The organism is Maribacter sp. MS6 (genome assembly GCF_056839185.1).
Map to the genome: position 1 here is coordinate 1,428,974 of NZ_CM166389.1, position 12,856 is coordinate 1,441,829.

Genomic DNA, 12,856 nt, shown 5'->3' on the forward strand with positions numbered 1-12,856 from the left:
CATTCTCATTAAATTTTAAAAACCCCTTAAGCTTAAGTTTAAGGGGTTTTTCTTTGCAATAAAATGCGACCATTATTGTTTCAACCAAGCATTCCGTAATTTATAAAAATCGCTTGAAACACCTTCTAAGGAAAGTATACGACTCACTTCCAATACCGGCACACCTGCAACGCCACTTAAAGTCAATGCTTCTCCTTCTCGCACTATATCCATTGAAATTTGAGTTTCTGGTGTCCAAGTAAAACTATCGGCTATGATAGTTCGCATGGTCTCCAAACGGATATCAGTACCATTAATCCGTTTTATAACATCTCTGTTTTGAACCCCAAGTTCCGTTAAAAAGGAATTCAACGTAATATTCTCACGAACAAAAATAGCGTTCCCATTTTCTTGATCTACATCTATAAATGGCACTTCACCATCCAAAAAATAACCGGTCTCTTCTTTAGCCTTTACTATGGCCAGGCCAACCTTGGCCAAATAAAAGGAATAGTCTATGGGTACTTTTCCTATTACATGGTCATCAAAAAATACTCCTACTTCTGGATAGGTCATTGCCACAATTTCCGGAATAAGATCATCATCACTAAACGGGGTATCCTTACCATATTTCTTTGAAAGCTCCTTCATAAGCCAAAGCACTCCTTTCTCTCCACCACTTTTCTCTCTTAACAAAATATCCAGAGCCATATTGATCAAGGTTCCTTTTTCATACACATTTCCAAAATTACGCTCATAAGGAACTTCTAGGATACGCTCACTCATTATGGTAAAAGACATATCCTCGTCATAAGTTTTTGCATTTGCAACTTTATCCATGATACGCTCAAAGAATTCCGTTTCCTCAATAAGCCCTTGTTGAATTTGAAATAGATTCGCGAAATATTCGGTAGTACCTTCATACATCCATAGGTGCTTAGACATTTTAGGGTCGTTAAAATCAAAAAACTGGACCTCCTTGGAATGGATGTTCAAAGGTGTTACGATATGGAAAAATTCATGTGAGACCACATCTACCATCGCCTGTTCCAAGCGATCTTTTGACATTGACTCGGGCAGTACTACCACGGTAGAGGTATGATGTTCCAGCGCTCCAAAACCCTGGGCATCATTATTATCCAATTCAGATAGATACAATAAAATAGCATATTCTCTGGTAGCGTCTATAGTTCCTAAAAAAGATTTTTGCGCCATCATCATCTCTTCCATACGCTCTTTTAAATCGGATGCTTTATACACACCGTTTGGAGAATATACACCTAATGTTACTTTTATATCTTTAATTTGAAAAACTTCAATATTAAGCTTGGCATATAGGATAGGGTTATCAATAACCTCAAAATAGCGCTTGGCTACAAATCCGTCCCATGACGGATCAGGTTTTCTATCCGGCTCTTGTTGTAAGGTGGTTGTAGCCACGAGATTTGCCGGCTTACGCACCAAAATTGTGTACGGAACCTCCTTATATCCTTCAAAATACCCTACAAAACCATGCAGATTTAACATGAAGTTCTCGCCTTCAAGAATGTTGGTTCCCGCAGGAGAAAAGACTGGGTCCGCCATTTCCTTTTCCGAATCATAAGTGTCGTTTACCCAATACGTTATCTTATCCAGGCTCTTAGCATTGGAGATTCGCCAAGAATTAATATCCTCTTTCATAACTTCCATCACCTTACCGCTATAATCCAAGGCAACCAAATCCTGAATATAAGTGCCATAATCATCCGAGCTATACGTCCCGGGAACTGTTTTGGGTATCTTAAAAGAAACCATATCACTAGTAAAGGCTCCTGGGTCTATAGAAACTTCGACTTTGTCATTTTTAATATTAACCAAATCGAGGGAAGTTATAATTGGAACCTTATCTATGGAAATCAAGGTTTTTTTGGTCCCACAACCGTACAACAAACCAATGGTAATGGCTATAACAACTATTTTTCTCATATAAACCAAGTACTTTAAATTACGCTATTATAAACTGATGCATCAATACTACAAAAGAATACGACAATCTAAAGTCGAGCTTTTAAATATTAGGAAATAATTATGTTTTGAACACAGGCAATCACCTAGCGCTCCCATAGATATTTTTCATTATTTTTGTTTTGAAATTGAATAACCATGCAATACAAAAGAATACTTCTAAAACTAAGTGGCGAAGCGCTAATGGGCGAAAAGCAATACGGTATAGACTCCGATAGGCTTAATGAATATGCCAAAGAAATAAAAGAAGTAGTAGACCAAGGAATAGAAGTTGCCATTGTAATTGGAGGTGGAAACATTTTTAGAGGATTGGCAGGAGCAGCAACCGGTATGGACCGTGTACAAGGAGATCACATGGGAATGTTGGCTACCGTAATTAATGGACTTGCACTACAAAGTGCCCTTGAAATGCAAGAGGTACAGACAAGACTGCAGTCTGCCATACAAATAAATGAGGTTGCCGAACCTTTTATTAGACGTAGGGCGATGCGCCATCTAGAAAAGGGACGTGTAGTTATTTTCGGCGGAGGTACGGGAAACCCTTACTTCACCACAGACTCCGCAGCGGTGCTCCGTGCGATTGAAATTGAGGCAGATGTAATTCTGAAAGGGACCCGGGTAGACGGAATCTATACTTCAGATCCGGAAAAAGATAAATCGGCTACAAAATTCGATACCATTACATTCCAAGACGTACTCAATAAAGGCTTAAAAATTATGGATACGACGGCTTTTACGCTAAGTCAGGAAAATGAACTGCCCATTGTTGTTTTTGACATGAACAAAAGAGGAAATTTGCTCAAAATTGTCAAAGGGGAACATATAGGAACTACGGTGAATATGTAGTTTTGGTATAATTTATGATCATACTTTAGAAATTGTTACTATGAACGAAGAGATAGATTTTATTTTAGACGCTGCTAAGGAAGGTATGGATGCCGCTATATCGCACCTAGAACGTGAGTTCCTAAAAATTCGTGCCGGAAAAGCAAGCCCAGCGATGTTATCATCGGTTTTGGTAGATTATTATGGTTCTCAAACGCCCTTATCACAAGTGGCGAATGTGAATACTCCAGATGGTCGCACCATATCGGTACAACCTTGGGAGAAAAATATGCTTCAGGAAATCGAAAAAGCGATTATGAACTCTAACCTAGGTTTTAACCCCATGAACAACGGGGATATGGTCATAATCAATGTACCGCCTTTAACGGAGGAACGTCGTATTCAGCTCACAAAACAGGCAAAGGCCGAAGCGGAACATGCCAAAGTAGGCGTTAGAAGCGCAAGACAAGATGCCAATAAGGAAATTAAAGATACAGATGTATCGGAAGATTTACAAAAAAATGCAACTGCAGACGTTCAAGAACTTACCGATACCTACGTGAAAAAAATTGATGACTTCCTAGGCATGAAAGAATCTGAAATCATGAAAGTATAAGTTCTTCAATTTAAAACATAAAAAACGGCCTATTGGCCGTTTTTTATTATCGAATAACTAGATTATTTTAAATCCTTCTGTCTAGGAACACTTCATCACATTAGTTACCTTTGCAACCGGCTAAAAACAGCTATGGTAGCAAAACTAACACAAGGATTTTGGGCAAAAACCGCAAGAATTATTCTAAGGAATAGGGTTCTTATATTATTAGGAGTCGCCGCAGTCACTGTTTTTTTAGGTATGCAATGGAAGAATATGCAGTTTTCCAATTCTCCCGCGAACCTTTTACCAGATGACCATCCTGTTAACCAAGAATACCGTTCTTTCTTACGACAATTTGGAGAAGAAGGCAATGCGGTGGTATTTGCAGTTCGCGATAGCGCCCTTTTTAATCCTGTGAATTTTAATCGTTGGAACAAATTTAGTAAACAACTAGGAGCATTTCCCGAAGTTGATTTTGTGCTCTCTACCGATAATCTTCAAGAACTGGTCAAGGATAATGACAAGCAAGAATTTGTCATGCAGCCACTAATAAAAACCCAACCAGAAACAATACAAGAGGTTGACAGTATTATTCAGTACCTTTTTAACGACCTCCCTTTCTACGACAATCTTATCTACAATAAAGAGAGTAGTACCATACGCACGGTAATGTATATGGACAAGGACATTATAAACACGAGTGTCCGTAAAGATTTTGTTCTTAAAGATATGCTGCAGTTGGTAGAACGTTTTGAGTTGGAAACCGGCTTGGATGTACGTATTTCTGGTATGCCCTATGTGCGAACCATGAATTCCCAAAACATCATAGACGAAATAGGGAAATTCATTCTAGCGGCGTTGGGCGTAACATCCCTCATATTTTTCTTTTTCTTTAGAAGTGTACGCGCCACGTTCATCTCTATGTGTGTGGTAATTATTGGTGTAATGTGGGCTTTTGGCATACTAGGCCTGTTGCAATATGAAATTACCGTTCTTACCGCCCTTATACCGCCCTTAATTATTGTCATCGGGATTCCCAATTGTATTTTCCTGATCAACAAATACCAACAAGAAGTAAAAAAACATGGTAACCAGGCGCTTTCCTTACAACGTGTTATTTCCAAAATTGGAAATGCTACGCTAATGACCAATGTAACTACAGCTTCAGGATTTGCTACATTTATCATCACGGATAGCAAACTATTAAAAGAATTTGGCATAGTTGCATCCATAAATATTTTAGGCATCTTTATACTTTCCCTGCTTATTATACCAATTGTCTATAGTTTTATGTCGCTTCCGAAAACCAAGCACTTAAGGCATTTAAATAAAAAATGGGTCGATGCCTTTGTCAGCTGGATGGAAGGTATCGTTCGGAAACAAAGAATATCGGTCTACATCACTTCCATAGCCCTGCTTGTACTTAGCATTATAGGTATTTATCAAATTGATATTTCAGGAAGTCCCATAGAGGATATGCCTAAGAACGCTGATTTCTTTAAGGACATTCGCTTTTTTGAAGAAGAATTCGATGGTATTATGCCGGTTGAAATTGTTATAGACACCAAGAGTCCAAAAGGCGTACTTAAACCTGCTACACTTAAACGAATAGACCGTCTTGGTGATGTCGTAGACGAAATACCGGAACTTTCTAAACCGGTTTCCATCGTTAACCTGGTCAAATATTCTAAACAAGCTTTTTACAACGGTATTCCAAAATACTATCAACTTCCTACCAGTCAAGAGAACACCTTTATTATGGATGTTGCCCGAAAATCCTCGGACGATGGCGACCTACTTAAAAGTTTTGTAGACAGTACTGGGCAAACCGCAAGAATGACCACTTTTATGCGCGACGTAAAAACGGAGCGTATGGAAGAGATAGAACGCACCTTGTTAGAAAATATAATCAAAATATTCCCAGAAGAACGCTACTCCGTTTACATGACAGGTAGTGCGCTTATATTTCTAAAAGGAACCAAATATCTGGTAAAAAACCTTGTCATGTCCCTTGCGTTAGCGATTGGACTCATAGCTTTGTTCATGGCATATTTGTTTCGTTCCTTTAGAATGATCATCATTTCGTTGATACCTAATCTACTACCACTGTTGGTGACTGCAGGTGTTATGGGCTTTGTGGGAGTTCCTATTAAACCATCTACGATTTTAGTATTTAGTATAGCGTTTGGAATATCGGTAGATGACACCATTCACTTTCTGGCCAAATACCGCCAAGAGCTAACCGCTAGTAAATGGCGTATAGAAAAATCTGTTTATGCAGCGTTAAGGGAAACCGGGGTAAGTATGTTCTACACCTCTATCGTGCTATTCTTTGGATTTTCCGTTTTTGTCATCTCCAATTTTGGAGGCACAGTAGCCCTAGGTGCTTTGGTTTCTGCCACCCTACTCTTTGCCATGTTGGCCAATCTTATCCTATTGCCATCCCTATTAATTTCCTTGGAACGTAGTATTTCCAACAAAACTGTGCTTAAGAAACCACAAATAGATATACTTCCAAAAGAAGAGGATACCGACTAGAAAAGGTTTTAATATCCTAGTTGTTTTTAGCATCCTTATAGCTACATTCTTTTTTCTCAAAAACCTATCTTTGAACTTTTAATTTTCAATTGATTAAACATGCACTCAGTTACCATAAAGGAAGTACTTAAAGGAAAATTATTACTACAGGACATCACCATAAACGGATGGGTACGCACATTTAGGAGCAACCGGTTTATTGCCTTGAACGATGGGTCAACGATAAACACCATACAATGTGTGGTAGATTTCGAGAAATTTGATGAGGAGTTACTTAAGCAGATTAATACGGGTGCATCCCTTAAAATTAGCGGAACGCTGGTAGAAAGCCAAGGCCGTGGTCAATCTGTAGAAATTCAGGTGACCGATATTCATGTACATGGTTCTGCAGACCCGGAAACCTATCCAATACAACCTAAAAAGCACTCCTTGGAGTTTCTTAGGGAAAAAGCACATTTAAGAATACGTACCAATACGTTTGCAGCGGTAATGCGGGTAAAATCTGCCTTAGCCTTTGCGATTCATCAGTATTTTACGGATAATGGTTTTTATTATTTTCACGCACCTATTATCACTGGTTCAGATGCAGAAGGTGCAGGAGAAATGTTTCGGGTAACCACATTAGACGAGAAAAATCCCCCATTGACCGAGGAAGGTGAAGTAGACTACAAACAAGATTTCTTTGGCAAGGAAACCAATTTAACGGTTTCCGGACAACTAGAGGCTGAGGCCTACGCTATGGCACTAGGTAAGGTTTATACATTTGGACCTACTTTTAGAGCAGAAAATTCAAATACTACCAGGCACTTGGCAGAATTCTGGATGATAGAACCAGAAATGGCCTTTTTTGACTTAAACGACAATATGGACCTGGCCGAGGATTTTATCAAAAATGTAATCCGCTACGTATTGGAAAACTGTTCAGAAGATTTAGAATTTTTAGAGAAGCGGCTTTTGGATGAAGAAAAAAGCAAGCCTCAAGCCGAAAGAAGTGAGATGCCATTATTAGAAAAATTGAAGTTCGTAACAGAAAATAACTTTAAGAGAGTAAGCTATACGGAGGCCATAGACATTTTAAAAAACAGCAAACCGAACAAAAAGAAAAAATTTCAATATCCCATAGAAGAATGGGGTACAGATCTACAAAGTGAACATGAGCGGTACCTTGTTGAAAAACACTTCAAATGCCCGGTTATACTATTTGATTACCCTGCAAACATAAAGGCATTTTATATGCGTTTGAACGAAGATGGAAAAACAGTACGCGCCATGGATATCCTATTCCCTGGAATTGGGGAAATCGTAGGCGGTTCGCAACGTGAAGAACGTTTGGATATCCTTAAACAGAAGATGGCCGAACTAGATATTGATGAGAAAGAGCTTTGGTGGTATTTAGATTTACGCAAGTTTGGAACGGCAGAACATAGTGGTTTCGGATTAGGTTTTGAAAGGCTTGTACTTTTTGCTACTGGAATGGGAAATATCCGTGATGTAATACCGTTTCCGAGAACGCCACAGAATGCCGAGTTTTAAAAGCATTTCGTTATTTTTATAGTTAGTAGAGAAAACCTATGCTAAAACAACACTTACAGTTTAAACTATCGCAAAAGCTATCACCTCAGCAAATCCAATTGATGAAGCTGATACAACTGCCTACCCAAGCCTTTGAACAGCGCTTAAAACAGGAGTTGGAAGAAAATCCTGCGCTAGAAAGCGGTAAAGAAGAATTGGAAAACATAGACGATGAGTTTGAAGACGATTATGAAGTAAACGACAATGAAACGATAGAGGCAGAGGATATAAACGTAGACGATTACCTGAGTGATGACGAAATACCGGACTATCGTACCCAAGCAAACAACTACAGTTCGGATGATGAGGAAAAAAGTGTACCCTATGCTGCAGGCACCTCTTTTAATCAATATCTATTAAATCAAATGAACACGGTCTATCTTAGCGATGATGAATGGGCCATAGCAGAGTTTCTAATAGGCAGTATTGATGAGAGTGGCTATATACGTAGGCCAATTACAGATATTTTGGATGATCTCGCGTTTACACAGAACATATATACCGAAGAAAAGACCATTGCGCGTGTACTCTCTCTCGTTCAAGCGCTAGACCCACCTGGTGTCGGAGCACGTTCACTGGAAGAGTCGCTTATGATTCAATTAAAGCGAAAAGAGTTAACACCTCCAATTGAACTCGCAATAGAAATCTTAAAAAAATCGTTTGACCAGTTCTCCAAAAAGCATTATCAAAAGCTGATTCAAAAGCATAACATTACTGAAGAAGAGCTTAAAGAAGCTATTTCTGAAATAGAAAAATTGAACCCTAAACCAGGGGGCTCATATTCAGGAAACAACAGAATTGTTGAACATGTGGTGCCCGACTTTTCCATTCGTATTGTAGACGGGGAGCTGGAGCTTAGCCTCAACGGTAGAAATGCACCGGAACTGCATGTATCAAGAGAGTACAACAACATGCTAAAAGGCTATAAGGAATCTCAGGACAAATCGAAATCCCAAAAGGATACCGTAATGTTCATCAAACAAAAGCTCGATGCAGCTAAATGGTTTATAGACGCCATTAGACAGCGACAGCAAACCTTGTTCGTTACTATGAACGCCATCATGCATTATCAAAAGGAATATTTTCTTTCTGGCGATGAACGCAATCTAAGGCCTATGATTTTAAAGGACATCGCAGACGAAATAAAAATGGACGTTTCTACCGTATCTAGAGTGGCCAACAGCAAATATGTAGACACTCCTTACGGAACCAAATTGATTAAAGAGTATTTCTCGGAATCAATGAAAAACGAACAAGGAGAAGATGTATCTACCAAAGAAATTAAGAAAATACTGGAAACGGTCATAAAGAATGAGGTAAAGCGAAAACCACTGACCGATGATAAACTTGCGGCTATTCTAAAAGAGAAAGGGTACCCTATTGCAAGAAGAACGGTAGCTAAATATCGTGAACAACTAGGTATTCCTGTCGCTCGTTTGCGAAAAGAAATTTAATGAGAACATTCCTTACCATTATATCTTACCTATTCCATCCTATATTTATTCCTGTTGGAGGTACAGTCGCATATTTTCTTATCACTCCAAAACATACACCACTGGAAGTTCAGGCCGGTAATATATTACCCATATTCATTTTAACAGTTATTATTCCCATAGTTACCTATCTTATCCTAAAAAATATTGGTGTAGTAAGTTCCATTTTTATGCCCACGGCAAAGGAAAGAAAATACCCGGTTATTATACACATTGTGCTTTTATTGATGATACTTAATAAGGTATTGCCCAATAATTATATTATTGAACTCTATTATTACTTTGTAGGCTTAGTGGGTGCGTCATTTACATGCCTTGTATTGCTCTTTTTCAACGTAAAGACAAGTTTACACCTTGCGGGCATAGGAGGCCTCCTAATGTATCTTATTAGCCTAAGTATTCACTTCGAAATTAATATCATTATTGGCATCAGCCTTTTTATCTGTTTTACCGGACTTGTCGCCTCCTCAAGATTATATCTAAAAGCACATTCCAAACCTGAACTTGTTATAGGTCTTTTTGTTGGGATACTTTCCCAACTATTAACGGTTAAGTATTGGCTATAAGATATAAAAGATGACTCCTACACGTAAGGGACTATAACCTATTGCCTGGTTATTTACGGTAGTACCTTCCTGAAATAATTCGTTTAAAGCATAATACAAGTGTATATTGAACGTATTATAGCCCACATTGACCGTAAGACCATATTGAAGACGTTCTATATCTGTATTATAAAAACCGTTCTTGGTATCGTTGACAACTGATGTAGATCTAGCACCTAAAATATACGCTGCCTTAATTCCTGCATATAGCCTCCAAAATCGATACTCCTCCCTTGTTGAGTTTCGCCATCGAAATTCGAAAGGGAGTTCAATAGCGTGAGTTTCAAGCTTACTACGCTTAAAATCAGGACTCACACCAAGTGAATAGGAAATACCATTGGCCGTTTCGGCGGCTAGTAAATTAGAATAGTAGGTATTAAGGGCCAAACCTAAACCAACACCTAATGCTCTTGTTCCCCTACTATTTAATGGTATATCCTTAATCACTCCAACCTGTAACCCGTAAGATAAATTTCTTTGCGCCACATCATCTGGTTTATTTCGAACAAAATTATAGGTAACCCCGAAATAGAATTGATCCTCAAAATAACGGCTTTCAACGCTATTAGACGCCGTTTGAACCTGGCCTAATATCTGAAGTGAAACACCTAGAAAAAACAACAAAAACCACTTTTCCATACTGTTATAAAGGTAGTAAAATAAAAGGCGCTCCAATTGTATATTGGAGCGCCTTAAAAAGTTTGAAAATATAAACTAGCTACTGAAGATTTCTAAAAGCATCTCCCTCGTATGTTGTATAGTTTACTTTTAGTGCATTTACCTTTCTTAATTCCTGCTTTATATCAGAGATAATACCCATGTTGGCATTCTTATCTACTTTAAGCGCTGTAGTTAATACATTTTGAAGTTCTTGTGATTTCTTAGCACGCTCCATTAAAATGTAATCACCAACCTCAGAAGGGTTAGAAAACTTATCGTTCAACTGAATTTTAGGCTCAGTACCAAACGTCTTCTCATATTCTTTTGTCGGTTTTCCAACATAGATGTAAATAACTCTATCCTTTTTCTCCAATTTCTTAATCTCGCTGGCGTTCGGAAGAATATTATCGACCTTTAAAGAACTATCCTTCATTACCGTTACGGTCATAAAAAAGAACAAAAGCATAAATACAATATCCGGCAATGAAGCTGTTGATACCGCAGGTGTTTCACCGTCTTTTTTCTTTGCAAATTTTGACATAGTGTTCTATTTATGTATTGTTAATTATCAGACGTTTCTGCCTCAGATAATTTTTGAGGGAATAGTTCCTGTATGCGTTTTACCTTCTCCTTCAATTCTTCTTTTACTTCATCAGAAGTTTCAGGATTCAAGTACTCCGCCTCCATATCAACAAAGTTTTTCTTGTAGAGACGCATCGCCTCCCTATTTCGTAGTTCGTTGTATGCTCCGACCAATTCATTTTGAACGGTTATATAAGTACTATACTGGGTTTCACGATCATTCTTCAGCGAAATAATTGCTTTAGCAGGATTATCGGAAGATGACGCATCTCTTGCACCTTGACAATAATTACAATATTCCGGACTTCCTGACGGTGCTCCTCCGTTATCAAGGAAAGCAATAGCTTTCGTTCTGAGATTTTTAATCTCCATTAACTCGTCTTCCACCAAAAGTTGTCCGTTCCTGTTAATATTAACAGTAAAAATGTTCTTTTGTTTGATGACCGGTGGATCCTCAGTTGGTGGCTCCCAAGGTGGCAACATACGATCTAAACCTGCATCTGTTTCTATGGTAGTCGTTACCAAGAAAAAGATAAGCAGTAAAAACGCAATATCTGCCATGGAACCGGCACTTACTTCTGGTGCTCCTTCTCTTCTAGCCATAATTATTATATTTTTTATTTACTGAACATGTTCTTCACTGCAGGTATAATCAAGGATGCTATTGCGATTATGGTAAGGATAAAGAAAACATTCAATCCCATCCCAATGTTTTTAACGGTTCCTTCATCGGACATCGCCAAAAATTCAGGGCTCACATCGGTTCCACTAGCAAGTACATAGGAAATTCCTACTACCAATATAAAGCCACCCACTACGAACAACGTTTTCTTGAGCCCTTGAGGATTCGAAAACAAATTCTTTAAAGTGAACAATAAGCTAGCTAAAATGGCTAAGCCCAATAGGACATAGGTTATAATGAACATTCCGTTCATGGCTCCACTTGCAGCAGCCTCGGCCGCTGGCATATCTGAATCCGGCAACAAATACCATAATATGGCACTTATAACACCAAAAGCAAACAATGCTATTTTTAAAATTTTATGCATAATATTTAAGGTATTAAAAGGTGCAACTTATTTTTTGTGATCTACCAACATATCAATTAATGTGATAGAAGAATCTTCCATATCGTTTACGATACTGTCGATTTTTGCAATAATATAATTGTAAAAAATCTGAAGAATAATTGCCGTAATAAGACCAAATACCGTTGTTAAAAGTGCTACCTGAATATCACCTGCAATAAGAGATGCACTTAAGTTACCAACAGCCGCAATCTTTTGGAATGCCTGAATCATACCTATTACCGTTCCCATGAAACCAAGCATTGGCGCAATAGCGATGAATAAAGATAACCAAGAAACATTTTTCTCCAATTGTCCCATCTGCACTCCTCCGTAAGCAACAACTGCTTTTTCAGCAGATTCAACACTTTCTCCAGCTCTATCCAAACCTTGATAGTAGATTGAAGCTACAGGACCTTTTGTATTTCTACAAACCTCTTTGGCCGCCTCTACACCTCCGGAAGCCAATGCATCCTCTACTTGTTGTTTTAACTTGCCACTGTTAGTGCTTGCCATGTTCAAATAAATAATTCTTTCAATGGCAACTGCCAATCCAAGTATTAAACACAAGAGTACAATACCCATAAAACCGGCACCTCCAGTGATAAACATCTCTTTCAACACTTGATTGAAGCCTTTCTCCGCTTCCGGGGCTGCGTCTTGAACTACTAGCGCTACTGCCGCTACTTTTGCACTTACCATATTTGTACCTGCTACAAATGCACCAGCGACTGCTAGGCTTGGGAATAATTTTTTCATTTTTTCAAACTTAAATTAGTTAGTTAATAGGGTTAAAGATAAAAAAAAAACAATATAAAAAAAGTAAAACTTATAATTGCAGAGAGGAAGGGATTCGAACCCTCGATACCCTTTTGGGGTATACACACTTTCCAGGCGTGCGCCTTCGACCACTCGGCCACCTCTCTAATTCCT

General features: G+C 38.4%; 12 protein-coding genes and 1 tRNA gene. 6 read left to right on the plus strand and 7 right to left on the minus strand.

Translation table 11 applies throughout. The features are described 5' to 3' along the window. Nucleotides 1-72: 72 nt before the first annotated feature. Nucleotides 73-1,944 (minus strand): M61 family metallopeptidase, encoded by a 1,872-nt coding sequence (locus tag MS6x_RS06385; RefSeq protein WP_482606169.1) that lies wholly within the window; start codon nucleotides 1,942-1,944, stop codon nucleotides 73-75. Between the two features lie 177 nt (nucleotides 1,945-2,121). On the opposite strand from MS6x_RS06385, the gene pyrH reads away from it, so the two are divergent. The 6 genes from pyrH to MS6x_RS06415 all read left to right on the plus strand — a co-directional run bounded on the left by pyrH (nucleotide 2,122) and on the right by MS6x_RS06415 (nucleotide 9,575). After that, a complete protein-coding gene (gene pyrH / locus MS6x_RS06390) occupies nucleotides 2,122-2,829 on the plus strand; it encodes a UMP kinase (protein WP_482606170.1) in 708 nt (235 codons plus the stop codon). 40 nt (nucleotides 2,830-2,869) lie between these two features. Next, a complete protein-coding gene (gene frr, locus MS6x_RS06395; RefSeq protein WP_482606172.1) occupies nucleotides 2,870-3,424 on the plus strand; it encodes a ribosome recycling factor in 555 nt (184 codons plus the stop codon). 132 nt (nucleotides 3,425-3,556) lie between these two features. Beyond that, nucleotides 3,557-5,944: an efflux RND transporter permease subunit gene (locus MS6x_RS06400; RefSeq protein ID WP_482606173.1), complete on the plus strand. Its 2,388-nt coding sequence runs from the start codon at nucleotides 3,557-3,559 to the stop codon at nucleotides 5,942-5,944. Nucleotides 5,945-6,043: 99 nt separating this feature from the next. Further along, entirely contained in the window at nucleotides 6,044-7,477 is a 1,434-nt protein-coding gene (asnS, locus tag MS6x_RS06405) for an asparagine--tRNA ligase (RefSeq protein WP_482606174.1), read from the plus strand. A 38-nt stretch (nucleotides 7,478-7,515) separates the two neighbouring features. Continuing rightward, nucleotides 7,516-8,970: an RNA polymerase factor sigma-54 gene (gene rpoN, locus MS6x_RS06410; protein ID WP_482606175.1), complete on the plus strand. Its 1,455-nt coding sequence runs from the start codon at nucleotides 7,516-7,518 to the stop codon at nucleotides 8,968-8,970. Further along, a complete protein-coding gene (locus tag MS6x_RS06415) occupies nucleotides 8,970-9,575 on the plus strand; it encodes a hypothetical protein (protein WP_482606176.1) in 606 nt (201 codons plus the stop codon). The genes rpoN and MS6x_RS06415 overlap by 1 nt, the downstream gene beginning before the upstream one ends. On the opposite strand, the gene MS6x_RS06420 is transcribed toward MS6x_RS06415, so the two are convergent. The 6 genes from MS6x_RS06420 to MS6x_RS06445 all read right to left on the minus strand — a co-directional run bounded on the left by MS6x_RS06420 (nucleotide 9,570) and on the right by MS6x_RS06445 (nucleotide 12,849). After that, nucleotides 9,570-10,253 carry a porin family protein gene (locus MS6x_RS06420; protein WP_482606178.1) on the minus strand — a complete coding sequence of 228 codons (684 nt, stop codon included), beginning with the start codon at nucleotides 10,251-10,253 and terminating at the stop codon, nucleotides 9,570-9,572. The two genes, MS6x_RS06415 and MS6x_RS06420, sit on opposite strands and share 6 nt — an antisense overlap. A gap of 79 nt (nucleotides 10,254-10,332) precedes the next feature. Continuing rightward, complete coding sequence (locus MS6x_RS06425) at nucleotides 10,333-10,815, minus strand: ExbD/TolR family protein (protein WP_482606180.1); 483 nt, start codon at nucleotides 10,813-10,815, stop codon at nucleotides 10,333-10,335. A 20-nt stretch (nucleotides 10,816-10,835) separates the two neighbouring features. Then, nucleotides 10,836-11,459, minus strand: coding sequence for an ExbD/TolR family protein (locus tag MS6x_RS06430; RefSeq protein ID WP_482606181.1), 624 nt, complete (start codon nucleotides 11,457-11,459; stop codon nucleotides 10,836-10,838). 14 nt (nucleotides 11,460-11,473) lie between these two features. Beyond that, nucleotides 11,474-11,905: a hypothetical protein gene (locus MS6x_RS06435; protein ID WP_482606183.1), complete on the minus strand. Its 432-nt coding sequence runs from the start codon at nucleotides 11,903-11,905 to the stop codon at nucleotides 11,474-11,476. Nucleotides 11,906-11,932: 27 nt separating this feature from the next. Beyond that, nucleotides 11,933-12,682, minus strand: a complete 750-nt coding sequence (locus MS6x_RS06440; RefSeq protein ID WP_482606184.1) for a MotA/TolQ/ExbB proton channel family protein — start codon at nucleotides 12,680-12,682, stop codon at nucleotides 11,933-11,935. Nucleotides 12,683-12,761: 79 nt separating this feature from the next. Continuing rightward, nucleotides 12,762-12,849: transfer RNA gene (locus MS6x_RS06445), tRNA-Ser, on the minus strand. Nucleotides 12,850-12,856: the final 7 nt, after the last annotated feature.

What these genes read in the sequence shown, in the direction of transcription:
- MS6x_RS06385 (WP_482606169.1), bottom strand. Translation starts at nt 1,944, where the DNA reads ATGAGAAAAATAGTTGTTATAGCCATTACCATTGGTTTGTTGTACGGT.
- pyrH (WP_482606170.1), top strand. Translation starts at nt 2,122, where the DNA reads ATGCAATACAAAAGAATACTTCTAAAACTAAGTGGCGAAGCGCTAATG.
- frr (WP_482606172.1), top strand. Translation starts at nt 2,870, where the DNA reads ATGAACGAAGAGATAGATTTTATTTTAGACGCTGCTAAGGAAGGTATG.
- MS6x_RS06400 (WP_482606173.1), top strand. Translation starts at nt 3,557, where the DNA reads ATGGTAGCAAAACTAACACAAGGATTTTGGGCAAAAACCGCAAGAATT.
- asnS (WP_482606174.1), top strand. Translation starts at nt 6,044, where the DNA reads ATGCACTCAGTTACCATAAAGGAAGTACTTAAAGGAAAATTATTACTA.
- rpoN (WP_482606175.1), top strand. Translation starts at nt 7,516, where the DNA reads ATGCTAAAACAACACTTACAGTTTAAACTATCGCAAAAGCTATCACCT.
- MS6x_RS06415 (WP_482606176.1), top strand. Translation starts at nt 8,970, where the DNA reads ATGAGAACATTCCTTACCATTATATCTTACCTATTCCATCCTATATTT.
- MS6x_RS06420 (WP_482606178.1), bottom strand. Translation starts at nt 10,253, where the DNA reads ATGGAAAAGTGGTTTTTGTTGTTTTTTCTAGGTGTTTCACTTCAGATA.
- MS6x_RS06425 (WP_482606180.1), bottom strand. Translation starts at nt 10,815, where the DNA reads ATGTCAAAATTTGCAAAGAAAAAAGACGGTGAAACACCTGCGGTATCA.
- MS6x_RS06430 (WP_482606181.1), bottom strand. Translation starts at nt 11,459, where the DNA reads ATGGCTAGAAGAGAAGGAGCACCAGAAGTAAGTGCCGGTTCCATGGCA.
- MS6x_RS06435 (WP_482606183.1), bottom strand. Translation starts at nt 11,905, where the DNA reads ATGCATAAAATTTTAAAAATAGCATTGTTTGCTTTTGGTGTTATAAGT.
- MS6x_RS06440 (WP_482606184.1), bottom strand. Translation starts at nt 12,682, where the DNA reads ATGAAAAAATTATTCCCAAGCCTAGCAGTCGCTGGTGCATTTGTAGCA.